The following is a 24,698-nucleotide window of genomic DNA, read 5'->3' on the forward strand; positions in this document are numbered from 1 at the left end:
CCTTATGAGAGGATGGGAGGGACTCTCCTCCCGCCTGTATGGAACTGGGGCCTGCTGGCTCCTTGCCCGTTATGACTTACCCCGCAAAGGGGGTGGTATTATGGCAAATTGCCAGACAGGCTGAGGTGGAGGTTTACGCCGCAGGCACGCCCTTGCTGGTCGAATATTCGAAGTGCAAGGCCTGCTCGGGGTAAATTATGGGATGAATGGCGTGGGCCGCCATGGCTGCCTCGCTAAAGCCTTGCAGGATCAGCTTGAGTTTGCCCGGATAGGTCGCCACGTCCCCAATGGCAAAAACGCCCGGCAGACTGGTCTCGCAATTGGACGGGGTGACGGGGATGGTGGAACGCTGGGTGTCCATACCCCACCGTGCAACGGGGCCAAGGTCTGTTGCCAGACCAAAGAATGGGAGCAGTATATCTGCATCCAGCGTGCGGGTTGCGCCATCCATATCAATCACATCCACGCCGCTGAGCGCACCGTTGTCTCCCCGCAGGGCATGAAGTTGGTAGGGCACGACTTTTTCAATCTGCCCGGCCGCGACGGCCTCTTCCAGTTGGCGCAGGCTTTCCGGCGCACCACGGAAGCGGTCACGACGGTGCACCAGATACAGTTTTGCGGCTAGGTCCTTGAGGGAGAGCGCCCAGTCCAGCGCGGAATCTCCTCCACCTGCAATGACAATGCGTTTGTTCTGAAAGTCAGCCTTGCGCCGTACATAATATTGGACTGCACCGCTTTCTTCAAAATCGGTCAGGCCATCCAGTGGTGGGCGGTTGGGACCAAAAGCGCCAGCTCCTGCCGCAATGATAACCGCCTTGGCGCGCAGGTTGGTCCCCTTATCGGTGGTGAGGGAGAAGTCCCCGCGCTGGCCACTCAGGCTTTCCACCCGCTGCTTGAGCATACGGGGCACATTAAAAGGTGCAATCTGGCGTTCCAGATTGGCAATCAGTTCCGCACCTTCCACGGCTGGGCAGGCGGGAATGTCGTAAATCGGTTTTTCGGGGTACAGGGCTGCGCACTGGCCACCCACTTCGGGGAGGACATCAATCAGCACGCAACGCAGGCGCAGCATGGCGCATTGGAAAGCGGCAAACAGCCCGGCCGGGCCAGCGCCGATAATGGCAACGTCTGTTTCTGCGGGTATGTCTGACATACGCAGGTTCCTGCTCTTAAGGTTATGCTAAGATTCAATGCCCTGTTTTGCGTCAGCACTGGTCTGGACGCAATGGCAAATGGCGTGTTTCCAAGCATATTTGGCAGGCAGAATGAGCTGTTGCGGATAAGATTGCAGGTCCGCAACAAACGGACCTGCAACAATACGGGGTATCAGGCTTTTGCCAGTTCTTTTTTAAGCCGTTCGTCAAGCACATCCAGAAACGGCTGGGTATCAAGCCACTGGGTGTTTTTGCCGACGAGCTGCGCCAGATCCTTGGTCATCTGACCACCTTCCACCGTCTCGATGCACACTTTTTCCAGCGTGTTGGCAAAGTGCACAACATCGGGCGTGTTATCGAACCGGCCGCGGTAAGCTAACCCGCGAGTCCATGCAAAAATAGATGCAATAGGGTTGGTGCTGGTGGGGTTGCCCTTCTGATGTTCGCGGTAGTGGCGGGTGACCGTGCCGTGGGCGGCCTCGGCCTCCACTACATCTCCCGATGGGCTGAGCAGAACAGAGGTCATCAGGCCAAGGCTGCCAAAACCCTGCGCAACAATATCGCTTTCCACATCCCCATCGTAGTTTTTGCAGGCCCACACATAGCCACCCGGCCATTTGAGAGCACAGGCTACCATGTCATCAATCAGGCGGTGTTCGTAGGTTAGGCCCAGTTTTTCGAACTCGGCTTTGAACTCCTGTTCGTACACCTGTGCGAACACATCCTTGAACATGCCGTCATAGGCTTTGAGAATGGTGTTCTTGGTGGACAGGTAAACAGGCAGTTTGCGGTCCCGACCGTAGGAGAGGGAGGCCCGTGCAAAACCTTCTATGGAGGCGCGGGTATTATGCATACCCAACGTTACGCCGGGGCCTTTGAAGTCATGCACATCCAGCATAATGGGTTCGCCCCCATCATCGGGCACGTAGTTCAGCGTTACCTTGCCGGGGCCGGGTATTCTGGTTTCCGCTGCCCGGTAAATATCACCGTAGGCATGGCGGCCAATAACAATCGGCTTGGTCCAGTGGGGCACCAGACGGGGCACGTTGGAGCAGATAATGGGCTCGCGGAAAATGGTGCCATCCAGAATGTTGCGAATGGTGCCATTGGGGGAGCGGTACATTTTTTTTAGACCGAACTCGGCCACGCGAGCTTCATCCGGGGTGATCGTGGCGCATTTGACCGCAACCCCGTAGCGTTTAGTGGCTTCGGCCGCATCAACCGTTACCTGATCTTGCGTGGCGTCACGGTGTTCAATACCCAGATCGTAGTATTTGAGGTCAATATCCAGATAGGGCAGGATCAACCGCTCGCGGATGAAGTGCCAGATAATGCGGGTCATTTCATCCCCGTCCATTTCCACAACCGGGTTTTTGACCTTGATTTTAGCCATGATTACCAATCCATTTCCGACATGGTTTTCTTGTTGTTCTCATTGAGCGCTGCGCAATGTGTATGAGCGTCATGCATCTTATGGATTGAACAGCTTATCGTAGCCGTAAACCGCCGGGGCCATCACGTTCCGGACAGAAATGGTCGGATTTTGGAGGGTATCGGGCAGAAAAGCCCGGTTTTATGGCGCTATGGCCGCTGTTATCACATTCTGGTCATGGGGCAGGGGCCGGTCCCGCATTGTTGTGGTGTGGGCGAGCGGGGCGTCTGCTCGTATTAAGGATTGGCGGGTACGGGCTGCAAAATCGGGTCAAGCGGTGCGTTCATCTGGGCTTTTTTTTGCAGGATTGCGGAGTTTTCCTGCTCCTGAATAAGTCCGATTTCGCTCCCAAACTGGTCAGGGGTGTAAAGCCCCTCATGCAGATACTGGGCTGCCTCCACCCCTTTGGATGCCCCTTCCATATAAATGGGAGCGTAAGGGCCATAAGCCTGTCGTCCGTATTTTTGTGTGGCTTTGGCAAGGCACTTCATCAGTTTGCCCATATTGCTTTCCGCCACTTGTCCCGGCTGTGTCTGGTAGGTGTTCAGGCAGACGCGTTTGGCCTGATACAACGAGGATTCAGCCGGTGGCGTATTGGGCGGGGGGACAGGCGTTGCGCAGGCCGGAAGCATGAACAGCGCGAACAGACTGATGCGGGGAAACATGCTTTGCATGACGTCTTCTTATGCCATTGCCGGAGTGTTGGAAAACACATCATAGCGGGATTCTGGCCTGAGCAAGGCAGTTATCAGCCTTAAGGCACAGCAGGGCAGTGCTGTGTTCAATAGGCACATGCAGGAAGGCCCAGACGTATCTGGTTCAATTCAAGCACAAATTTTAAGGGAATATAAAAGCTGGGGCGAACGACGGGGCTTGAACCCGCGACCACCGGTACCACAAACCGGCGCTCTACCAGCTGAGCTACGTCCGCCGCACAGCAAGCGGACGTTTAGAGAAAAGAGCGTGGTTCGTCAATTAGATAATTGCACAATACACGGAAAAAACCATTTTACCGGTTTTTCCATGCTTTCAGACGGTTCAGGGCTTCTATCAACACCTCCGGGCGTTTGCAAAAAGCAAAGCGGATGAGGTTGCGCGGTGGGTTGTCATCATAAAAAGCAGAAGCGGGGATGGCCGTAACACGGGCCTGTTCCGTAAGCAGGCGCGTAAAGGCCACATCATCCAGCCCATGAGCCAGCGGTGTAATATCCGCCATAACAAAGTAGCTGCCCTGATAAGGGAGCACCTCAAACCCCAGACGTTGCAGGCCGGATGCAAGGATGGTCCCCTGTGTGGCCATGTTTTGTGCCAGGGCGGTAAAATAGTCTGCCTCCTTGCGGAGGCCAAAGGCTACCGCGCGTTGCAGGTTGGGGGGCGTGGCAAACACAAGGTTCTGATGGGCTTTGGCAACCACAGCCGCCAGTGGTGCAGGGGCCGTGACGTAGCCCACCTTCCAGCCGGTTAGGGAAAAGCTTTTGCCCGCACTGCCTATGCGCAGGCAACGCTCGCGCATACCGGGCAAGGACATGAGCGAGATATGCTGCGTGTTGAAGACGAGGTGCTCATACACCTCATCGCAAATGGCAAAGCAGTCGTGCTGCTGAACGAGCGAGGCAATAAAGGCCAGTTCGTCAGCCGTGAACACCTTCCCGGTCGGGTTCATGGGCGAGTTGAGAATAATGGCCTTAGTCCGGGTGGAAAACGCATTGGCCAACGCCTGCCTTGGCAGTGCCCAGTCTGGCGCTTCCAGCCGGACAATGTGGGGGATGCCGCCCAACTGGCGCACAACAGGCAGGTAAGTGTCGTACAATGGCTCCATCAGGACGATTTCATCCCCCGGCTCGATCAGCGCCATAAGGGATGCAGCCAGTGCCTCCGTAGCGCCGGATGTGACCACTATTTCCGAATCGGCATCGACCGTAATGCCCTGAAAACGCAGATTGGCCTCCGCTACGGCAGCGCGGAGGTCGGGCAGTCCTGTTAAGGGTGCATACTGGTTCTGCCCGTCAAGCAGGGCATCCGCGGCAAGGCGAATCATGTCCTGCGGGCCCTCCTGATCAGGAAAACCCTGCCCAAGATTGATGGCGTCGTGCTGGCGGGCCAGTGCGGACATGACCGTAAAGATTGTAACGGGAAGGTCAGAAAGTTGTCTGTTAAATGCTTTTGTCATTGCAAATTCCCTTGCCCGGAAGACGGAAAAGAAGAAAGAAGGAGGCGAAGCCGAAGCGGTCTGGCTGAAAGTTCTGTTTAATGCTTTATCGATACAAATCCGCATCTACCCGATTGCCCGACGGTTCAAGCCGTGCAAGTGTGTCCGGGTCTGATGCCTGAGGTTTGTAACGGGTCAGATCGTATAACAAGAGAGTACAGGCCCCTTGGGGGTCCAGCAATGGTGTGTTGACGACGCGAGATGAAAAAGATCGAGGCCATTATAAAGCCCTTCAAGCTTGATGAGGTGAAGGAAGCCCTTCACGAGCTCGGGCTACAGGGTATTACCGTGATCGAAGCCAAAGGCTTCGGACGCCAGAAAGGTCATACAGAGCTTTATCGCGGCGCGGAGTACATCGTTGACTTTCTTCCAAAGATGAAAATCGAGGTTGTCTGTCCCGCTTCCATGGTGGAGCGCGCAGTGGAAGCCATTTCCACGGCAGCGCGCACCGGACGGATTGGTGATGGCAAAATTTTCGTGATTCCTGTGGATGACGTAGTCCGAATCCGCACGGGTGAGCGAGGGGAAGACGCGATCTGATGTCTGCTGCACGCAGCAGATGCAGGCAGGGGCGCGCTCCATAATTCCACAGCATGTTTCCGCAGGGTGCGGAACATAACAGGCTTTTTAGGTGAAGAGAGCATGGTGAAGAAAACAGCTTCGGCGGGCGACAGCAAGGCTGCTGCAATTGCCAAGGTTTTTGACCTGATTCAGGAACATTCGGTCGAACTGGTTGACCTGCGTTTTACGGATACGCACGGCAAGTGGCAGCATACGTGCCAGCACGTCAGCACCATTGAGGAAGACAGCTTTACCGACGGCTTCATGTTCGACGGGTCTTCCATCGCAGGCTGGAAAGCCATTAACGAAAGCGACATGGTTCTGCTGCCCGACGCCACGTCCGCGGTTATGGACCCGTTTTCTGCCCGTCCGCAGCTCATCCTGTTCTGCGATATTATCGAGCCGTCCACCGGGCAGCCCTATAACCGCGACCCGCGCTCCACAGCTAAGCTGGCCGAACAGTACCTCAAGTCCTCCGGTCTGGGTGACACGGCCTTCTTTGGTCCCGAAGCCGAGTTCTTCATTTTCGATAACGTCCAGTTTGGCACCGGCCCGAACTACGGCAAGTACCAGCTCGACAGCATCGAAGGCCCCGATGCCTCCCTTAAGGACTACCCCGAAGGCAACATGGGCCATCGCCCAGGTGTAAAGGGTGGTTACTTCCCGGTTGCTCCGGTTGACAGCGAAAGCGACCTGCGCGCTGAAATGCTGGCAACAATGGGCGAAATGGGTCTGGCCATTGAAAAGCACCACCATGAAGTGGCGCAGTCCCAGCATGAACTTGGCACCAAGTTTGAAACGCTGGTCCGCTCTGCCGATTTCATGCAGATTTACAAATACTGTGTGCACAATGTCGCCCATTCCTACGGCAAGACGGCTACGTTCATGCCGAAGCCGATTTTCGGCGATAACGGCTCGGGCATGCACGTTCACCAGTCCATCTGGAAAGACGGCAAGTCTACCTTTGCTGGTAATGGTTACGCAGACCTGTCCGATACGGCCCTGTACTACATCGGCGGTATCATCAAGCATGCCAAGGCGCTGAACGCCTTCACCAACCCGTCCACCAACTCCTACAAGCGTCTGATTCCGGGCTTTGAAGCACCCGTGCTGCTGGCTTACTCCGCCCGCAACCGCTCCGCTTCCTGCCGTATTCCGTACGCAACCAGCCCCAAAGCCAAGCGCGTGGAAGTCCGCTTCCCCGATCCGACGGCAAACCCCTATCTGGCATTCTCCGCAATGCTGATGGCTGGTCTGGACGGCATTAAAAACAAGATCCATCCGGGCGATGCCATGGACAAGGATCTGTACGATCTGCCGCCCGAAGAACTGAAGCAGATCCCGACGGTTGCAGGCTCCCTGCGTGAAGCGCTGGAAGCTCTGACTGCTGATCACGAGTTCCTGCTGGCTGGTGGCGTGTTCACCAAAGACCAGATTGAAAGCTACATCGCTCTCAAGTGGAACGATGTGTACCGTTTTGAACACACACCGCACCCGGTTGAGTTCGAAATGTACTACTCCGTCTGATAATCCTTTATTAAAGGGTCTTATTTCAGACTATAAAAGCGCGGTTCCCGTAAGGGGGCCGCGTTTTTTTTTGTGCGTTACGCCGTAGAATGGAAATTTATTCATTTTTTGGCTGTAACATGTTATATTTCTTCGAAAATAATATTGATTAATCCAGAGCAACCGTTCTGCCCGATGCGGATGGTGGTCTGTAACGCTAGGAGAGTGTCGGTCATGCAAGGCGGCCGTTCCCATATTCTGTCAAAAATCACAGCATTAATATGCGTTGTACTTGGTGTTGTTCTGACGGGTGGCGGTGGCTGGCTGGCCATACTGGGTGGCTCAGGTTTTTATGTTGTGTGCGGTCTGGCGCTGGTGGTCACTGGCGCCCTGTTGTGGAAGGAGCGGCGCGAGGCGCTTTGGCTCTATGCCGCTATAGCCGCAGGCACGCTGTTCTGGTCCGTAGCGGAAGCGGGGTTTGACTTCTGGGCTCTGGCGCCAAGGGGGGACGTTGTGCTGCCTCTGGGGCTGTGGTTGCTGCTGCCTTTTGTTTCTGGCGCGTTGCGGCCGGCCTCAATCTGGAACCGTATTCCCCTTCTGGCTGTTATTCTGGTTGCGATTGGCGTATATGGCTACGCGCTTACGCAGGACCCGCAGGATACGGCTGGCGTGCTGCCACGCGCGCAGGTTGCCCATAACGATGCGCAGCTTCCCGGAGACGCGGCCGCAGTGCCTGCGCAGGACTGGCCCTCATATGGGCGTACACAGGCGGGGGACCGCTATTCCCCCCTTAGCCAGATCACGACAGAGAATGTGAATAAGCTTCAGGTTGCCTGGACTTTCAGAACCCATGACCTGCGCGGACCGGATGATCCGGGGGAAATGACGGACGAGGCAACCCCCATCAAAGTCGGGAATACGCTTTATCTTTGCTCGCCCCACCAGCTTGTGTTTGCGCTGGATGCAGCAACCGGCAAGCAAATCTGGCGCTTTGACCCCAAACTGGTCGTCAATCCGAGTTTCCAGCATCTGACCTGCCGTGGTGTGTCTTATGCGGCGACGCCAGCATTGACCCCGACGGATGGCGAGCAGGCTAGTGCGGATATAGCGGCCTCCTGTGCGGAACGTATATTCCTGCCAACCAACGATGGGCGGCTGATAGCACTGGATGCCCGCACCGGTCTGGTGTGCCCGGCATTTGGGAATAATGGCGTGGTGGACCTCACCGACGGTATGCCCATGCGGATCCTTGGGTTTTATGAACCAACTTCCCCGCCGATTGTGACGGATAAGGTGGTGATTATCTCCGGCGCGGTGACGGATAATTACTCCACGCATGAACCTTCTGGTGTTACGCGGGCGTATGATCTGTACAGCGGCAAGCTGGTCTGGGCGTTTGACCCGGGCAATCCGGACCCCAACCAGTTGCCCTCGGCCACGCATCTCTACACCCCCAATTCACCCAATTCGTGGATTGTGTCCGCGTATGATGCCAAGCTGAATCTCATCTACATCCCCACGGGTGTTGCAACTCCAGACATATGGGGTGGTAAACGCACGGATGTGCAGGAGCGTTACGCATCGGGTATTCTCGCGCTGGATGCGTCAACCGGTCATAAAGTCTGGTTTTATCAGACAGTGCATCATGACCTGTGGGATATGGACGTGCCAGCCCAGCCCAGCCTGATCGACTTCCGGCAGGCAGATGGTACGGTTGTGCCTGCGCTGTATGCGCCAGCCAAAACAGGCAATATCTTTGTGCTGGACCGGCGGAACGGGCAGCTTCTGGTGCCTGCGCCAGAGCAGGCAGTGCCTCAGGGTGCTGCGGAAGGGGACCATGTTTCCCCTACCCAGCCGTTCTCTCAGCTTACCTTCCGTCCCAAAAACAAACTGACGGATGGCGATATGTGGGGGGCCACCATGCTGGACCAGTTGGTGTGCCGGATCATGTTCAAGAAGCTGCGTTACGAGGGGCCATTTACGCCGCCTTCCGTGCAGGGCACGCTGGTTTTCCCCGGTAATCTGGGCATGTTCGAATGGGGGGGGCTGGCTGTGGACCCGGTGCGGCAGGTGGCGTTTGCCAACCCCATTGCCATTCCGTTTGTCTCCCGCCTTGTGCCGCGGCAGACGGATAATCAGGTGGTGCCGCCAACAGTGCATGACCCTGCTGCCGCAGGGGGAGAAAACGGGCTGCAACCACAGTACGGCACCCCGTTCGGTGTGGAGCTTAATCCGTTCCTTTCTCCGCTGGGTATCCCGTGCAAACAGCCGGGTTGGGGGTATGTGGCGGGTGTGGATCTGAAGACCAACACCATTACATGGCAGCACCGCAATGGCACCACGCGAGACAGTTCGCCTCTGCCTTTTGGCTTCAAGGTCGGGATTCCGTCCCTTGGTGGCCCGATCATTACGGCAGGAGGTGTTGCGTTCCTGACCTCCACGGCGGATTACTATATTCGCGCGTATGACGTAACGACCGGTAAGGTCATGTGGGAAGACCGTCTGCCCGCCGGTGGTCAATCCACGCCTATGACGTACGAGTCCAATGGACGGCAGTATGTTGTTACGGTGGATGGTGGGCATGGGTCCTTTGGCACCAAGGCGGGCGATTACATTGTAGCGTATGCCCTGCCTCAGACGACTCACTGACAACGGGTGATGTGTAAGTCTTGCAGTTCCGTGCGGGATCGGTGATCCTGCGCGGAATGTGGAACGAGCCTTATCTGGAGACGTGTTGCCGCTCCGCCCTGCACAGGGTTTACCTTGCAGGCCCCGGCGGCCGCCCCTGCGGCGTGAAGGACGATGCGTGCCTTGAGCGTCTTGAGCGCATGGGCTTTGTAAGCCGCAACGGGCAAGGGCGGTTTGTGGCTACGGATGCCGGTTTGGCCCGCCATACGCGTGAGGTGCTGCTGCATGAAGGCACGCTAGCGCCGCCACGTTCATCAGGATCATGATTCCACAATCCCAAACGGTTTGGCAGACTCTGGATATGTTGGCGCGGGAGCGGGGGTTTACGCCCTCGGCTCTGGCGCGGGCTGCGGGGCTGGATGCCACGGCTCTCAACCCATCCCGGCGGGTGTCGGCAGGTGGTGGTATGCGGTGGCCATCCATGCCGACCCTGCTGCGTGTGCTGGATGTTTTGCAGGTGCCGCTGGTTGTGTTCGCTCAGCAGATAACTGGTGCAGAGGTCAACCGGGCTGCACTGTGTGAGGGGGATGGGATGCTACGCGCCCTCCCTTTTTCCATGCTGGGGCAGGACGGAGTGTTTGACCAGAATGGCCTGCCGTATGGCCCGGTGTGGGAAAAAGAAGCCTCTCCCGGCCAATGGTGGACCGAGCCAGATGCCTACGTGGTGCGCGTGGATTGTGACGGGATGGAACCGGTGGTGCGTGATGGCGGGTCTGTCGTTGTGGTGCCATCCCTGCCGCTGCGTGAGGGGGACCGGGTTCTGATGCACGGGCCGGGTCGCTCCCCGGTTATGGGGGTGCTGCTGGAGATGGAGACCGGGCAGACCGTCTGCTCTTTTCGGGGGGCAGATATGCTCGATCTTTCCCGGCAGGAAGCGGCTTTCTGGCTGCACAGGATTGTCATGATGACAGTTTAAGAAAAACTAATTTTAAAGGATATTAGAGTGTTTGATTTTTTAAGTAGAATGTTTTGATGATGTTATCAAATGTCGCTCGATTTTGGCCGGAGTATGCGGTCGTCGTTGGTTTTCTGAAGTAGATTTTTTTAAATGTATTGTTTTTTCAAGCAGTTGAGACGTAGGAAGCGCTTCTAATGATGGTTGTAAGGTGCATTCTTGGCCAGCATAACCTTTGGCTGGTCTTTGTGGCTGCCTTGCTATGCTTTTCTGGTTCATGGGTTACCGCCTCTCTGTTCCGCCATGCGCTTCGTGCCAAAAATAGCCAGTGGTACGCATGGCTGTTTTTAACGGCGCTCTCCAGTGGGGTGGCAATCTGGTGTACCCATTTTGTCGCCATGCTGGGGTATGGGGGCGGGGCATCCGCACGGTTTGACCCTTTGCTAACCAGCATCTCGCTGCTGATTGCCGTGGTGGGCAGCACCATAGGGTTTACATTGGCAACGTGCCGGTTTGCCCGTTTTCTCCCCGAAATTGGGGGTGTTATTGTTGGGCTGTCCATTGTGGCTATGCACTACACGGGCATGTTGGCCTACCGGGTGCAGGGGCAGACCAGTTGGAATGTGCTGTATCTGGCGGTTTCGGTTCTGGCTGCCATTGTGCTGTGCGTTCTGGCCGTGCGGGCTGGTGTGCGGTCCGGACGGTGGGCTAGCACCTGTATGGCGGGCGTGCTGGCGTTGGCTGTGCTGTGTGTCCATTTTATTGGTATGGCGGCATACCATGTGCAGGTCACGCAGTTGCCGGTGGACATAACCGGCCGCCCGGATGACTCCATTGTGCTGGCTGCGGCCATTGCCATCATGTCTTTTCTGATCGTGGGGGGCGGGCTGGTTAGCGGCATGATTGATGACAGTTCGCGTGCGGACTCGGTAGAAAAACTGCGTCGCATGGCCCTGAACGATACGCTGACCGGCCTGCCCAACCGCCTGAATTTTCATCAACGGCTTGATCTTGAGTTGGAATGGGCGCGGGAACATGGTGGCAGGCTGGCGCTTATTGGGATTGACCTGAACCGCTTTAAGGAGATCAACGACCTGCGTGGCCATAAGGCCGGGGACGAGGTGCTGCGTATTCTGGGGCGGCGGTTGCGTGGGCTGTTGCAGGACGATGGCGGCGAGTTCATTGCCCGAACCGGGGGGGGATGAGTTTCAGGCTCTGTGCCGCGTTATCTCCGGGGAGCAGATCAAGAGTTTTCTGCACAGGCTGGAAGAGGTCCTGTTCAAGCCCATCCGTTTTGAGGATTCGGAAGTCCTGCCCGGAGCCAGTCTGGGGGTCGCCATATGGCCGGACCACGCATCGGACAAGGAAGCCCTGATCAACAATGCGGATCTGGCCATGTACCGCGCCAAGGCCGACCCGGGCAGGCACCCCTGTTTTTATGAACCGTCAATGGATGAAAAGGTGCGTACCCGGCGTAAACTGGCTGTGGATCTGCGGCAGGCAGTCAAAGCCGGTCAGCTTGCCGTGTGCTATCAGGTGCAGCGGGTGATCGCTACGGGGGAGATCCGGGGGTACGAGGCGCTTGTGCGGTGGAACCACCCCACGCGTGGCACCATTATGCCTGATGACTTTATTCCATTGGCAGAGGAGAGCGACCTTATCCTTCAAATAGGGGAATGGGTGCTTAGAACCGTATGTTCGGAGGCGGTTCTGTGGCGGCAACCCTACAAGGTGGCGGTCAATCTGTCCGGTATGCAGTTTGTCCATACGGATATTGCGCATGTTGTGTCCACAGTGCTGAAGGAGACAGGGCTGCCGCCAGAACGGCTTGAACTGGAACTGACGGAATCGACCATTATTGCCGATCAGGTTCGTGCTTTGCAGGTGCTTCGGCAGATCAAGGATATGGGCGTCAGTCTGGCGCTGGATGATTTTGGTACGGGTTACTCGTCGCTGGATACGCTCCGCCGCTTTCCCTTTGACCGCATAAAAATTGACCGTTCGTTTTTTGGCGCCAGTCGGGCCAGCCATCAGACTCAGGCCGTTGTCCATGCCGTGCTGGCGCTGGGGAAGGCGTTTGAAATTCCGGTTATGGCGGAAGGCATTGAGACCAAGGACCAACTGACCATGCTTAACGCAGCTGGATGTGACGAGGCGCAGGGCTTTTTGCTGGGGCGGCCTGCACCACTGGCGGACATTGTTAAAAACGGTCAGATCACCATGAATTGCGCGCACTAAAAGGTGTGATTTTGCCTCGGTTTGCAGGGGTGTTGGCAGGGCAATGCTCCTGTGCGCGAAAAAAGTGCGGGAAAGTGGTGCCGGGAGCATAGGAACAGGCTGACTTTTCTCTCCATTTCCCGTAAAGGGGCAGCATGACCGATGTACCCCTTTCGCTCATCCGCAATTTTTCCATCATCGCACATATCGATCATGGAAAGTCCACTCTGGCAGACCGTCTGATTCAGGCGTGTGGTGCCTTGACTGCCCGGGAGATGACCAACCAGGTTCTTGATAACATGGACCTGGAGCGGGAGCGTGGCATTACCATCAAGGCTCAGACCGTTCGGCTGACCTATCCTGCCAAGGATGGTAAAACCTACATCCTGAACCTGATGGACACGCCCGGACATGTTGACTTCGCTTACGAGGTCAGCCGTTCTCTGGCCGCGTGTGAAGGTTCGCTGCTGGTGGTGGATGCCTCGCAGGGGGTGGAAGCCCAGACCCTTGCCAACGTGTATCAGGCCATTGATGCCAACCACGAAATTGTGCCCGTGCTCAACAAGGTGGATCTGCCTGCAGCAGAGCCAGAGCGCGTTAAGGCGCAGATCGAGGAAGTCATTGGTATTCCAGCGGATGATGCTGTGGAAATTTCAGCCAAGACCGGGCTGAATATTGAAGGGGTGCTGGAAGCCGTGGTCACCCGCCTGCCGCCCCCAACAGGGGATGCAGAAAAACCTCTTCAGGCCATGCTGGTGGATAGCTGGTACGACCCGTATCTGGGCGTCATCGTGCTGGTGCGCATCAAGGAAGGGCGTCTGACCAAGGGCATGAAGGTCCGCATGATGTCTTCTGGTGCTGTGCATCAGGTGGATCAGGTGGGTGTGTTTGCTCCCCGGATGACCTCGGTAGACAGCCTTGGGCCGGGCGAGATGGGGTTCATTAACGCCGCTATCAAAACCGTGGCCGACTGTAACGTGGGGGACACGATTACAGATGACCGTCGCCCGGCGGCAACGCCGCTGCCCGGTTTTAAACCCTCCATTCCAGTGGTGTGGTGTGGTCTTTACCCCATTGTGGCTGATGATTTTGAAAAGCTGCGGGACAGTCTTGCCAAGCTGCGCCTGAATGATGCGTCATTCCATTATGAGGCGGAAACATCGGCAGCGCTTGGCTTTGGCTTCCGCTGTGGTTTTCTTGGCTTGCTGCATCTGGAAATTATTCAGGAACGTCTGTCCCGTGAGTTCGATCTGGACCTTATCGCAACGGCGCCTTCCGTTGTGTACAAGGTTTACCGGACCAATGGGGAGATGGAAGAACTTCATAACCCGGCCGATATGCCTGACGGGTCCCTGATTGAAAAAATCGAGGAACCGTGGATCAAGGCAAACATTATGGTCCCGGACGAATATCTGGGTGCGGTGCTGACGTTGTGCACAGAACGCCGTGGTGTGCAGGTGGACCTGACCTATGTTGGAAGCCGGGCCATGGCTGTCTATCGCCTGCCTCTGAACGAGGTGGTGTTTGACTTCTATGACCGCCTCAAGTCGCTCACACGGGGTTACGCCAGCTTTGACTACCAGATGGATGGGTATGAGGAGAGTGACCTCGTCCGTATCTCCATTCTGGTTAATCAGGAGCCGGTGGATGCGCTCTGCTTTATTGCACATCGTTCTGCGGCCGAAGCACGGGGGCGTTCCATTTGCGCCCGCCTCAAGGATCTGATTCCCCGGCAGTTGTTCAAAATTGCCATTCAGGCCGCTATTGGCAGCCGTGTTATTGCGCGAGAAACCATAGGGGCTCTGTCCAAGGATGTGACAGCCAAATGTTATGGTGGTGACATCTCGCGTAAACGCAAACTGCTGGAAAAGCAGAAAGAGGGCAAAAAGCGTATGCGCCAGTTCGGGAAGGTGGAAATTCCACAAAGCGCCTTCCTTGCCGCGCTCAAGATGGAACACTAGGTTATTGCAGCATCGGTTTCTGCCTGACTGTGGCCGGAGGCAGGCCCGGTTGGGTGGTGCCAGTGCCGCCGGGGCCGATACCGGTTTTTGCCCGGCTTGTCCGGGTTGGAGAATGCAACGGTTTTTATGAACAGCACAGCGCCTCTACAGGTTGGTGATCACCCGCATGTCAGCTTCCCCGAAGGGGTGGAACTGGACTGTGGGGTAACCCTTGCGCCTGTTGATATTGCGTATTGTACGTATGGGCGGCTTTCGCCCCAAAAAGACAACGCCATCCTTATCTGCCATGCTTTTACGGGCGACCAGTACGTGGCGGAAACGCATCCGCTTACAGGTAAGCCCGGTTGGTGGGGGCGTATGGTCGGGCCGGGCAAGCCGATTGATACCAACCGTTTTTTTGTTATCTGCTCCAATGTTCTGGGTGGCTGCATGGGCAGCACCGGCCCACGTTCGGTAAGGACGGATGGCCAAGGGGCGCCGGGAGAACTGTGGGGCACCGCGTTCCCGCCCATTACCATCCGCGATATGGTGCGGGCCCAGTACAAGCTGGTGCGTAGTTTGGGCATAGACCGCCTGTTTGCTGTTGTGGGTGGCTCCATGGGGGGGATGCAGGTCCTTGAATGGGCCGTAACCTACCCGCAGATGATGCTGGCTGTCATGCCCATTGCCACGGCACCTTTTCATTCCGCTCAGAACATTGCGTTTAATGAGGTCGGGCGTCAGGCCATTATTGCCGACCCCGATTGGCGCAGCGGGCGGTATTGGGAGGCAGGTGTGGTGCCAGCGCGCGGCTTGGCGGTGGCCCGCATGATGGCGCATATTACTTACCTGTCGGAAGAGGCGCTAACCCGCAAGTTCGGGCGGCGGATGCGCCGTGGGCCTGCCAGCGGGCAGGGGCCAGAGGGGTCGGTCTCCACATTCGGTGATATTTTTGAGGTGGAATCCTACCTGCGGTATCAGGGGTCCACTTTTGTCCGGCGGTTTGATGCCAATTCCTATCTCAGCATTACCCGCGCTATGGACTGGTTTGATATTGCCGCTGACCATGATGGGGAACTGACCAAGGCTTTTGCCGGTACGTCGGTCCGGTTTTGTGTCGTGTCGTTCTCCTCGGACTGGCTGTTCCCAACATCGTCGGCGCGTATTCTGGCACGCGCGCTGAACCGGGCCGCGGCCAACGTTTCGTTCGTCGAGATTGAAACTGACAAAGGGCACGATGCCTTCCTGTTGGATGAACCGGATTTTGACCGGACTGTGCGCGGGTTTCTGTGTGGCGTTGCCGAACATGCGGGATTGTCCTGATGCGTCTTGACCAACGCTTGATTGCGGACATGATCAAACCCCGCACACGTGTGCTGGATATTGGGAGCGGGGATGGCACGCTCATCGGCCATTTATACCGTGCGCGTGGGTGTGATGCCCGTGGCATTGAGCTGAACATGGAGCTGGTTACGCGTTCCGTGGCCCACGGTCTACCCGTGGTCCATGGGGATGCAGACCACGATCTGGCCTATTATCCAGACCATTCGTTTGACTATGTGGTGCTTCAGCGGACCTTGCAGGCAGTTGAGCGCCCAAGGGAAGTGTTGCGGCAGATGTTGCGTATCGGGCGATACGCCATCGTCTCTTTTCCCAATTTCGGTCATTGGCAGCTTCGGCTGCGCCTGCTGCTGGGGGGGCGTATGCCCATGACAGCCGTGTGGCACACACCGTGGTATGAAACGCCAAACATTCATCCGTGCACGATTCGGGATTTTCTCGAACTCTGTCGGCAGGATGGTTACATTGTAGAAAAATGGATGGCTGTGGATGAGGATGGGGAGCGCGCACCGTGGCGGCGTTCCATCCGGCTGGCCAATCTGTTTGGTGAGCAGGCTCTCTTTCTGCTGCGCCGCCGGTAACCTGTTACGGGTTGCCGGGGTTTGCAAACGTGCCGGATATATGAGCCATTATTAACAGGAACCTAAAAAATAAGTTAGAATTGCGTGTGCGTAAATGCGCGAAAAATGAGACCGAAAATTCTGGTATGTGTAAAAATATATTAAAAATACTAGTTATATGATAAGAAACCTGTATATATCGCGTGTCTGATGATTGTGATTCGCAGTTGTTGTAACAGCTGTGCGGCCTACTTATTTTCGGACCAATATGGTACGGAACCCTTGCGGGGCGCTCAGACTGCTTTTATATATTTGTTCCAAGACAGTATGCGCGGGATGCATGATTCCGAAAATTTCTTATTCTGTCTGTAATGTAATAAAATTCATGCTGACCTGTCCGTCCGGTCTAGCTTAGAGACGGTTCTGCTCTGTCATCAATTTTCCTTTGGTAGTGCGTGGCTGAAAATAAGGTGGATGTGACTCGTTTTCAGGTGCATGGAGAGGTTGCCCCTAAATGACTACTTTTTCGGATCTGAAACTAGCTGCACCCCTGTTGCAGGCGCTGACGGATCAAGGGTACGAAATACCTACTCCCATTCAGGCGGGTTCCATTCCGCATCTGTTGGAAGGGCGTGATCTGCTGGGTCTTGCGCAGACGGGAACAGGTAAAACCGCATCTTTTGCGCTGCCTATCCTGCAACATCTGCACAATAATCCCAAGGCAACGGCCCCCAAACAGCCGCGCGCTCTGGTGTTGGCTCCTACGCGTGAACTGGTTGCCCAGATCAGCGATAGCTTCAAAGCCTATGCCCGCTACATGAAGTTTTCTCAGGCCGTAGTGTTTGGCGGTGTGGGGCAGGGGCGTCAGGTTGAAGCCATGCGCCGCGGTGTGGATGTTCTGGTGGCCGCACCCGGTCGTCTGCTTGACCTGATTGGTCAGGGTTACATCGACCTCTCCGGGCTGGAAATTCTGGTGCTGGATGAAGCCGATCGTATGCTCGATATGGGCTTTGTGCGTGATATTCGCCGGATCATGAGCTATGTTCCCGCACAGCGTCAGACCCTTCTGTTCTCGGCAACCATGCCGAAAAGCATTGAAGATCTGGCAGCTTCTCTGCTGAGCAATCCAGCCCGCGTGGAAGTGGCTCCGCCCTCCAGCACGGTGGACCGTATCCAGCAGGCCATCATGTTTGTGAACGGCACAAGCGACAAGCGCGATGCACTGCTCACCATGGTTGAGTCCGACAAGGTTGCCCGTGCTGTTGTGTTCACGCTGATGAAGCATGAAGCCAACAAGGTTGCTGAGTTCCTGAACAAGAACAGCGTGACGGCGGAAGCCATCCACGGCAACAAGTCTCAGGGTGCGCGTGAGCGGGCCATGAAAGGCTTCCGTGCCGGGTCCGTTAAGGTGCTGGTGGCAACCGATATTGCAGCACGCGGTATTGATGTGGATGAAGTCAGCCACGTGTTCAATTACGACCTGCCGAATGTGCCCGAAAGCTACGTGCACCGCATCGGCCGTACCGCTCGTGCTGGGCGTGATGGCTGGGCCGTTTCGTTCTGTGATGCAGAACAGCGTGCATGGCTGAAGGATATTGAAAAACAATCGGGAAGTCCATTCCCGTGGTCCGCGACCATCCTTGGCATTCGGAAGAAGCCGAATTTTCCACGCAGCGTCCGCCTGTTCTGGGCGGTGGTGGCCGTGGTCGCGGTGGTCCGCCGCGCAATGGTGGCGGCGGCCGCGGTGGTCCGCCACGCCGTTCCGGTGGTGGGCGTTCCGGTTCCTACAGGGCCGGTGCTCAGGCCTAATTGGAATAACGTATGAGAAAAGGCCGCTACGGTTTTCGTAGCGGCCTTTTTTATGGCGTATGCTTTTGCGGTAGCCTCAATGTTATGGAAACCGGGCAGTGGTCGCTCAGGGTTTGTGCGCCATTCTGCGGGATAGTCATAATGCGCAGGGAACCGGGGTCTTTCCACTTTTCGGCAGCGCCCCCCAGTAGGATGTGGTCAATAAAGTAACTGCCATTCAGGCAGGGGCTTGCGTGTCCGGCAGTGACCAGATCCAGCGGTGTAATCTGGTTCAGGGACAGAAAAAGAGGGTCCGTGCGTGTCATGCGTCGGTTAAAGTCCCCAATAATAGCAAAGGCTTCCCCGGTTTTTGCTCTGTCGGCCAACCAGTTCTGCAAGGCGTGGAATTGCTGGACCAGAATGGGGCAGGCGTGGTGTTTTTCCGAAGGTGGATTATCCCAGCACCCGGTTTTAAGATGAATAACCAGCACCCGGAGTGTTGTGTCATCAACCCTGAGGGTCATATCCAAGCCGCTGCGTAAGGGGTGGTGTGGCCCAGTTGAACTGAGCGCCAACGCGGTTACATCGGGGTTGCGCTGCACCACCAGCCCTTGCCGTACTGCTATGGCTGTATGTTGTGGAATATTATCGTCAGACAGAAAAAGTTGGTAATCCTGCAAAGGAAACAGGTGCGCTAGTGTTGCTGTATCCCCCACTTCTTGCAGGCCGATCAGGTCAGAGTGCAGGCGTGTGGCATAGGTTGCCAGAGCGGCTAGGTCGTCTGTGGCTCTATGGGGAATGTCGGTGGGGATAAAGGGGGCGTGCTGTGTCTGGCTATCCAGCAGCCAGTCCATGTTCCAGGTACTTATTTTTAGGGTCTGCACAGGGGTAGCCCAACTGGCATTTGCCCAAAAAAAACCGGCCCCCATTGCGGCCATCAGGCCAGAACGGAGAGCCGGCATACAAAAAGCGGTTTTGTTATGCAGTTTCTTGTTCGGTCTGTTCCTGCAGTTTTTCAATAACACCACTGATTGGCACGCTCTTGCGGGTCTGTTCATCCAGCACCGAAATTTCTCCGGTGCCTATGTCATAAAACCACCCTTGCAGGAAGAGCGTGTTGCGCGCCAGTCCCGCTGCCACAGCCGGATGTGTGCGCAGGTGGGCCAGCTGGAGTAGGACGTTTTGTTCCGCAAGGCAGCGCACTGTTGCAGGCCCCGCATCTTCCGAGCGGAACGTGTTGAGTGCTGCAGCCCGCGCGGCTTCCGCATTGCGGAGCCAACGCCGGACCGTGGGCATTTTATCCAGACCGTTCTTTTCCGGTTCCAGCAGCGCCTTCATGGCGCCGCAGTCGGAGTGACCGCAGACGATAATGGAAGAAACACCAAGCCCGAGCACTGCATATTCGATGGCGGAGGAAACACCCCCCAGCATTTCGCCATATGCAGGAACCAGATTGCCGATGTTACGCAGAATAAACAGATCCCCAGGTTCGGTCTGGGTAATCAGGTTCGGATTGATGCGGCTATCGGCGCAGGCAATAAACAGCGCGCCGGGAGCCTGCCCTTTGGCCAGACTGGCAAACAGGGCTTCCTTTGCGGGGAAAATTTCGGTGTTGAAATGTTCAGCACCGCGCAACAGGGAGAGCAGGTTGCTTCTGGCTTCGGAACATGTCGGCATCGGTTAACTCCAGAAAACCTTTACGTTTGGCCTGAGGGCAGGTCAGGAACCTGCAATGGGCTGTGTTAAGCCAAACGTATGAGGAACAGATACGTTCTGTGAAATAAAGCAAAAATCTGTTTTGTAACATTCCGCTCTGTTTAGCTTAGCGGGTCATCCTCAGGTTCGCTCAGCTGGTCAGCCGGGTGGCGGACCGGAGCAGGATTTGTGCGCGGGCGGTTGGGTTCGGTCTGGCGGCGGGTAAAGTTGGCCCCCAGAGACGCCAGTTCAAGGAACTGGTCTGCCTGCCTGCGCAGGTCATCACCAATTAATGGCGGGGAGGAGCGCATGGAGGACACAACGGAGACGCGGGTCCCCTGCCTTTGCACGGCTTCCACAACCCGACGGAAATCTGAATCCCCGCTAAACAGAATGGCGTGGTCTATATGTGGCGCCATTTCCATCATGTCCACGGCAATTTCGATGTCCATATTGCCTTTAACGCGGCGTTTCCCGGTCGAATCCGTAAACTCACGCGCAGGCTTGGTCACCAGGAAATAGCCGTTGTAGGAGAGCCAGTCCGTAAGTGGCTTCAGCGGCGAGTAGTCCTCGGTGTCCAGAATGGCAGCGTAATAATAGGCGCGGATCACGTGTGTTTTTGCCGCAAAAAACTCAAGCAGCTTTTTGTAATCAACATCAAAACCGAGGCTGCGGGATGTTGAATACAGGCTGGATCCGTCAATGAAAAGACAGGTTTTTTCGTCTTTCTTCAGGTTCATGAGTGTAGTCCTCTAAATAAATTCAAAGTTGTTTCTTTAGGGTTTTGATTATGTGGAAATGAAATTTTTCTCATGCGGTACAGAATAAAGGCCCCTTTGGTTGTTTGTTTGTTGGGCGTTCTTATAAAAGAAGCGCGCAGCGCGTTCAAAACAAGATATCCCACTCATGTGTGAGGCATTACATGGCGGAAGAGCAAAATCATACCAGAACGGTCCTGATAGCAATAGGTGCAAATCTTCCCCGCGGTGGGCAAAGTGCGCAGGCAAGCTGCGAACAGGCCGTCGAGGCGCTGCGCCGTATTCCGGGTCTGACCGTAGAGGCGGTCTCCCGCTGGTATGAGAGTGCTCCTGTGCCGCCATCGGGACAGCCCCCTTACGTAAATGGTGTTGTGCGTGGTGTGGCGAGTCTGCCTCCTCTGGCCTTGCTGGATGCTCTTCAGGGCATAGAAACGCATCAGGGGCGCGTGCGTTCCGTGCCTAATGCCGCGCGCACGCTTGATTTGGATATTATTGATATGGACGGTGTGGTGCAGGATACGCAGCGCCTGACCCTACCGCACCCCCGTGCGCATGAGCGTGCATTTGTGCTGCTGCCGCTGCGCGATGTGCTGCCTGATTGGGTGCATCCTCGGACGCGGCAGGGGCTGGAGCAGATGCTCCAAGCCGTGCAAGGGCAGGAAATCCGGGTAATCCGGTAATAAACCTTTCCTGCCGGAGGCGGATGCGGTAAAGTCCCCTTTCTATCTTTTTATTGTATTTCTGTGCTGAACTGTCTGGAGGCTCTTCGTAATGGCCCGCGTCACCGTCGAAGACTGCGTTGAAAAGGTTCCAAACCGCTTTGAACTGGTGGTGTACGCCGCGCAGCGCGCCCGCAACATCTCCCGTGGCGAGGAGCTGACCATTGACCGCGATAACGACAAGAACCCCGTCGTTGCGCTGCGTGAAATTGCGGACGAAACCGTTCAACTTCCCGCACTGCGGAATGATCTGATCCGTTCTCAGGCCCGTGAGCCCGAGCCCGAACCTGTGGAAGAAGAAGTGCAGGATCTGGTGCCGACCGAACAGAACATTTTCGGTCTGCAGGAAGTCTCAGCGGAAGAAGAAGCTGCTGATGATGTGCGTGCCATTGAGGCAGCTCTGACCGGTCGCGCACGGCGGTAAAAGGCGCGTGGACCAACCGGGCGGCGATATTCCCGTTCACACCTCCTCCCCCAAGCGGGAGGGGGATTCCCCGGTTCAGGTATCGGCTTCGCCTGTCCTCCCTTCGGGGCGTGGGGGCGAAATCAACTGTGAACGGCTGGTTAACAAGGTTCTCAGTTACGCCCCGAAGGCGGATGTACAGTCCATCCGGCGGGCGTTTGATGTGGCTAACAAGGCGCATCAGGACCAAAGGCGCGATAACGGCGACCCCTACATAACCCACCCTCTTGCTGTTGCCATGATTCTGGCGCGCTTTAGGCTGGATGTGCAGTCCATCTGCACGGCGCTGCTGCATGATACCATTGAAGATACGGGCGTAACGTACGATACGCTAAAGTCTGATTTTGGCCCGGTTGTGGCCGATCTGGTGGATGGTGTCACCAAGCTTACACGGCTGGAACTTCAATCCGACCGGACCAAGCAGGCGGAAAATTTCCGTAAGCTTGTGCTGGCTATGTCCAAGGATATTCGCGTCCTTCTGGTCAAGCTGGCAGACCGGCTGCACAACATGCGGACCCTCCATTTTGTGGAACGGCAGGACCGCAGGCAGCGCATTGCGCGTGAGACGCTCGATATTTACGCGCCGCTGGCCGAGCGTATTGGTATGGACCGGGTCAAGACCGAGCTCCAGAACCTCTCCTTTGCTCAGCTTGAGCCGGATGCAGACACAACCATCCGTACGCGCCTGAATTACCTGCGCGGGCAGGGGGCGGATGTTATTGAGGATGTGCGGCGTGAACTGCTGCGCCTGTGTCATGAGGCCGGGCTAAAGAACGTTCAGGTCTCGGGGCGGGAAAAGTCGCCTTATTCCATTTGGGAAAAAATGCAGCGCCGGAATGTGGCGTTCGAGCAGTTGTCCGACATTATGGCATTCCGCATGATCGTGGACACGCGCGAGGACTGCTATATGGCGCTGGGTGCCGTGCACGCGGCGTACCCCATGATCGCAGGGCGGTTTAAGGACTACATCTCTACCCCCAAGGCCAACGGTTACCAAAGTCTGCATACAGGCGTTACGCTGCGCTCCCCCCGCAACCAGAAAATTGAGGTGCAGATCCGCACACAGGCCATGCACGATGTGGCTGAAAACGGGGTGGCTGCGCACTGGTTGTATAAGGAAGGTGGCTCCAGCACGGATGACGGCGACTTTGGTGGTGTTCGCCGCCCGCGCTGGGTGCAGGATCTGCTGGAAATTCTGGAGGCCTCATCCGCGCCAGACGAGTTTTTGGAAAACACCAAGCTCGAACTTTATCAGGATCAGGTTTTTTGCTTCTCACCTAAAGGGCAGCTTATTTCGCTCCCTCGTGGTGCTACGCCGGTTGACTTTGCCTATGCAGTGCATAGCCAGATTGGGGATACCTGCGTAGGCGCCAAAGTCAATGGTCGCCTCATGCCGCTGCGGCATGAGTTGGAAAACGGCGATCAGGTTGAGATTATGACGGCCCGTGGTGGTGCGCCGTCGCCATCATGGGAGCGGTTTGTTGTTACGGGTAAGGCGCGCGCACGTATCCGCCGTTATGTGGCGCAACAGCAGCGTCAGGTTTCGCTGGATAATGGGCGTGCAGCACTGGCCAAGGCCTTCCGTCAGGAAGGTGTCGATGGTTCCGAAAAAATCATGGAGACCACGCTCAAGGCGCTCAAGCAGAGTTCCTTGCAGGATCTGTATGTAACCGTTGGTACCGGGAACCTGAACGCACGGGATGTGGTGCACGCGGCCTACCCGGAATTGCGGCGTGTGCAGCGTGTGCCCCGTATGCTGGCCGGACTTCCGGGTGTGTTGGGCACTGCGGGACCACGGCCCAGAGGCACATCCACCATACGCAGGCCTTCTGGCGGTGCTGTGCCGCTCGTGGGGCTGGGGGCCGGTGTGGCCGTGCATTATGCCGCGTGTTGTCACCCCTTGCCGGGGGACCGGATTGTGGGTGTGGTGGCAACGGGCAAGGGTGTGACCGTACACACCCGCACCTGCCAGACGCTGGAAAGCTTTGCCGCAACGCCAGAGCGTTTTCTGGACGTTGACTGGGATTACGATGCCATGGCCCGCGCTGGGGGCACAGGGCAGATGCGGGTTGGCCGCATCAGTATCGTTGCGGAAAACGAAGGGTCCGTTCTGGCCTCCATTACCAATACGATTTCCAAGTGCGATGCGGCCATGGTTAACCTCAAGATCGTGAACCGCCAGTTCGACTTTACGGAAATTCTGCTGGATGTGGAGGTGCGCGACTTGCGTCACCTGTCCTCTGTTATTGCGGGGTTGCGCGCGGTTTCGGGCATTACTCAGGCAGACAGGGCCAAGTCATGACCCTGCTGGCAACAGGGGTGGACCTGTGCGACATGCGGCGGATTGCCCGCACCATGGAGCGGTTTGGGGATCGGTTTTTAGAGCGGGTGTTTACGCCCTATGAGCGAAGCAAGGCCGAACGTCGGACAGGGGATGCCCGCATAGGAACCTACGCCAAACGCTGGGCCGCCAAGGAGGCCTGCGCAAAAGCGCTGGGGACCGGTTTTGCCCACGGTGTGACGCAAAGCCAGATCGGGGTAGAGAACCTCAGTTCGGGTCAACCCGTTCTGGTGCTGACGGGCGCGGCCGCACTAAGGCTGGCGCAGCTTGTGCCCGCAGGGTATGAGCCGGAGCTGATGCTGAGCATGACGGATGAACCACCTTATGCGTTTGCACAGGTGTTTATCTCGGCCCGTGCGGGTTGACATCACACCGGCTGCACGGCTTGATCCAGCGGATTTATTTTTCTGGCATGATTATGGGAGCAGATG

Annotated in this window: 21 protein-coding genes, 1 tRNA gene and 1 pseudogene; 15 read left to right on the forward strand and 8 right to left on the reverse strand. The window is 56.6% G+C overall.

Annotated features, from left to right (window positions below; translation table 11 throughout):
• Positions 1-133: 133 nt before the first annotated feature.
• The 5 genes from AGA_RS05175 to AGA_RS05195 all read right to left on the reverse strand — a co-directional run bounded on the left by AGA_RS05175 (position 134) and on the right by AGA_RS05195 (position 4,756).
• Entirely contained in the window at positions 134-1,153 is a 1,020-nt protein-coding gene (locus AGA_RS05175; RefSeq protein ID WP_059023310.1) for an NAD(P)/FAD-dependent oxidoreductase, read from the reverse strand.
• A gap of 173 nt (positions 1,154-1,326) precedes the next feature.
• Positions 1,327-2,547, reverse strand: a complete 1,221-nt coding sequence (locus AGA_RS05180; protein WP_059023311.1) for an NADP-dependent isocitrate dehydrogenase — start codon at positions 2,545-2,547, stop codon at positions 1,327-1,329.
• 275 nt (positions 2,548-2,822) lie between these two features.
• On the reverse strand, positions 2,823-3,260 hold the full coding sequence (locus tag AGA_RS05185) for a hypothetical protein (RefSeq protein ID WP_059023312.1): 438 nt from the start codon (positions 3,258-3,260) through the stop codon (positions 2,823-2,825).
• 181 nt (positions 3,261-3,441) lie between these two features.
• Positions 3,442-3,517: transfer RNA gene (locus AGA_RS05190), tRNA-His, on the reverse strand.
• Positions 3,518-3,595: 78 nt separating this feature from the next.
• Entirely contained in the window at positions 3,596-4,756 is a 1,161-nt protein-coding gene (locus AGA_RS05195) for an aminotransferase (protein ID WP_059023313.1), read from the reverse strand.
• Positions 4,757-4,996: 240 nt separating this feature from the next.
• On the opposite strand from AGA_RS05195, the gene AGA_RS05200 reads away from it, so the two are divergent.
• The 11 genes and pseudogenes from AGA_RS05200 (at position 4,997) to AGA_RS05250 (ending at position 18,312) form a co-directional block, all read left to right on the forward strand.
• Positions 4,997-5,335 (forward strand): P-II family nitrogen regulator, encoded by a 339-nt coding sequence (locus tag AGA_RS05200; protein ID WP_025826259.1) that lies wholly within the window; start codon positions 4,997-4,999, stop codon positions 5,333-5,335.
• A gap of 102 nt (positions 5,336-5,437) precedes the next feature.
• Entirely contained in the window at positions 5,438-6,883 is a 1,446-nt protein-coding gene (gene glnA, locus AGA_RS05205; protein WP_059023314.1) for a type I glutamate--ammonia ligase, read from the forward strand.
• Positions 6,884-7,096: 213 nt separating this feature from the next.
• Positions 7,097-9,511, forward strand: a complete 2,415-nt coding sequence (locus tag AGA_RS05210) for a glucose/quinate/shikimate family membrane-bound PQQ-dependent dehydrogenase (protein WP_059023315.1) — start codon at positions 7,097-7,099, stop codon at positions 9,509-9,511.
• Positions 9,512-9,567: 56 nt separating this feature from the next.
• On the forward strand, positions 9,568-9,816 hold the full coding sequence (locus AGA_RS05215; protein ID WP_059023316.1) for a hypothetical protein: 249 nt from the start codon (positions 9,568-9,570) through the stop codon (positions 9,814-9,816).
• Positions 9,813-10,466, forward strand: coding sequence for a helix-turn-helix transcriptional regulator (locus tag AGA_RS05220; protein ID WP_059023317.1), 654 nt, complete (start codon positions 9,813-9,815; stop codon positions 10,464-10,466). The genes AGA_RS05215 and AGA_RS05220 overlap by 4 nt, the downstream gene beginning before the upstream one ends.
• 176 nt (positions 10,467-10,642) lie before the next feature.
• Positions 10,643-11,650 carry an MHYT domain-containing protein gene (locus AGA_RS14055; protein WP_059023318.1) on the forward strand — a complete coding sequence of 336 codons (1,008 nt, stop codon included), beginning with the start codon at positions 10,643-10,645 and terminating at the stop codon, positions 11,648-11,650.
• Positions 11,613-12,683 (forward strand): putative bifunctional diguanylate cyclase/phosphodiesterase, encoded by a 1,071-nt coding sequence (locus AGA_RS14060; RefSeq protein WP_242008474.1) that lies wholly within the window; start codon positions 11,613-11,615, stop codon positions 12,681-12,683. Before AGA_RS14055 ends, AGA_RS14060 begins: the two co-directional genes overlap by 38 nt.
• A gap of 134 nt (positions 12,684-12,817) precedes the next feature.
• Positions 12,818-14,623, forward strand: coding sequence for a translation elongation factor 4 (lepA, locus tag AGA_RS05235; protein WP_059023320.1), 1,806 nt, complete (start codon positions 12,818-12,820; stop codon positions 14,621-14,623).
• 126 nt (positions 14,624-14,749) lie between these two features.
• Positions 14,750-15,925 carry a homoserine O-acetyltransferase MetX gene (gene metX, locus AGA_RS05240; RefSeq protein ID WP_059023321.1) on the forward strand — a complete coding sequence of 392 codons (1,176 nt, stop codon included), beginning with the start codon at positions 14,750-14,752 and terminating at the stop codon, positions 15,923-15,925.
• Complete coding sequence (gene metW / locus AGA_RS05245) at positions 15,925-16,524, forward strand: methionine biosynthesis protein MetW (protein ID WP_059023322.1); 600 nt, start codon at positions 15,925-15,927, stop codon at positions 16,522-16,524. Before metX ends, metW begins: the two co-directional genes overlap by 1 nt.
• A 493-nt stretch (positions 16,525-17,017) precedes the next feature.
• Positions 17,018-18,312: pseudogene (locus AGA_RS05250) on the forward strand (DEAD/DEAH box helicase).
• A gap of 50 nt (positions 18,313-18,362) precedes the next feature.
• On the opposite strand, the gene AGA_RS05255 reads toward AGA_RS05250, so the two are convergent.
• The 3 genes from AGA_RS05255 to AGA_RS05265 form a co-directional block, all read right to left on the reverse strand.
• On the reverse strand, positions 18,363-19,253 hold the full coding sequence (locus AGA_RS05255) for an endonuclease/exonuclease/phosphatase family protein (protein WP_231946040.1): 891 nt from the start codon (positions 19,251-19,253) through the stop codon (positions 18,363-18,365).
• Positions 19,254-19,269: 16 nt separating this feature from the next.
• Entirely contained in the window at positions 19,270-19,968 is a 699-nt protein-coding gene (locus tag AGA_RS05260; RefSeq protein ID WP_059023324.1) for a carbonic anhydrase, read from the reverse strand.
• 140 nt (positions 19,969-20,108) lie between these two features.
• Positions 20,109-20,726 carry a LabA-like NYN domain-containing protein gene (locus AGA_RS05265; RefSeq protein ID WP_059023325.1) on the reverse strand — a complete coding sequence of 206 codons (618 nt, stop codon included), beginning with the start codon at positions 20,724-20,726 and terminating at the stop codon, positions 20,109-20,111.
• A 182-nt stretch (positions 20,727-20,908) separates the two neighbouring features.
• On the opposite strand from AGA_RS05265, the gene folK reads away from it, so the two are divergent.
• The 4 genes from folK to acpS all read left to right on the forward strand — a co-directional run bounded on the left by folK (position 20,909) and on the right by acpS (position 24,632).
• Positions 20,909-21,424 (forward strand): 2-amino-4-hydroxy-6-hydroxymethyldihydropteridine diphosphokinase, encoded by a 516-nt coding sequence (folK, locus tag AGA_RS05270; RefSeq protein WP_059023326.1) that lies wholly within the window; start codon positions 20,909-20,911, stop codon positions 21,422-21,424.
• Between the two features lie 91 nt (positions 21,425-21,515).
• Positions 21,516-21,887 (forward strand): DNA-directed RNA polymerase subunit omega, encoded by a 372-nt coding sequence (gene rpoZ, locus AGA_RS05275; RefSeq protein WP_059023327.1) that lies wholly within the window; start codon positions 21,516-21,518, stop codon positions 21,885-21,887.
• Positions 21,888-21,915: 28 nt separating this feature from the next.
• Positions 21,916-24,228 carry a RelA/SpoT family protein gene (locus AGA_RS05280; RefSeq protein WP_059024664.1) on the forward strand — a complete coding sequence of 771 codons (2,313 nt, stop codon included), beginning with the start codon at positions 21,916-21,918 and terminating at the stop codon, positions 24,226-24,228.
• On the forward strand, positions 24,225-24,632 hold the full coding sequence (acpS, locus tag AGA_RS05285; protein ID WP_059023328.1) for a holo-ACP synthase: 408 nt from the start codon (positions 24,225-24,227) through the stop codon (positions 24,630-24,632). The genes AGA_RS05280 and acpS overlap by 4 nt, the downstream gene beginning before the upstream one ends.
• Positions 24,633-24,698 lie beyond the last annotated feature (66 nt).

It is taken from the genome of Acetobacter ghanensis, from assembly GCF_001499675.1.
In the GTDB taxonomy this organism is placed as follows: Bacteria; Pseudomonadota; Alphaproteobacteria; order Acetobacterales; family Acetobacteraceae; genus Acetobacter; species Acetobacter ghanensis.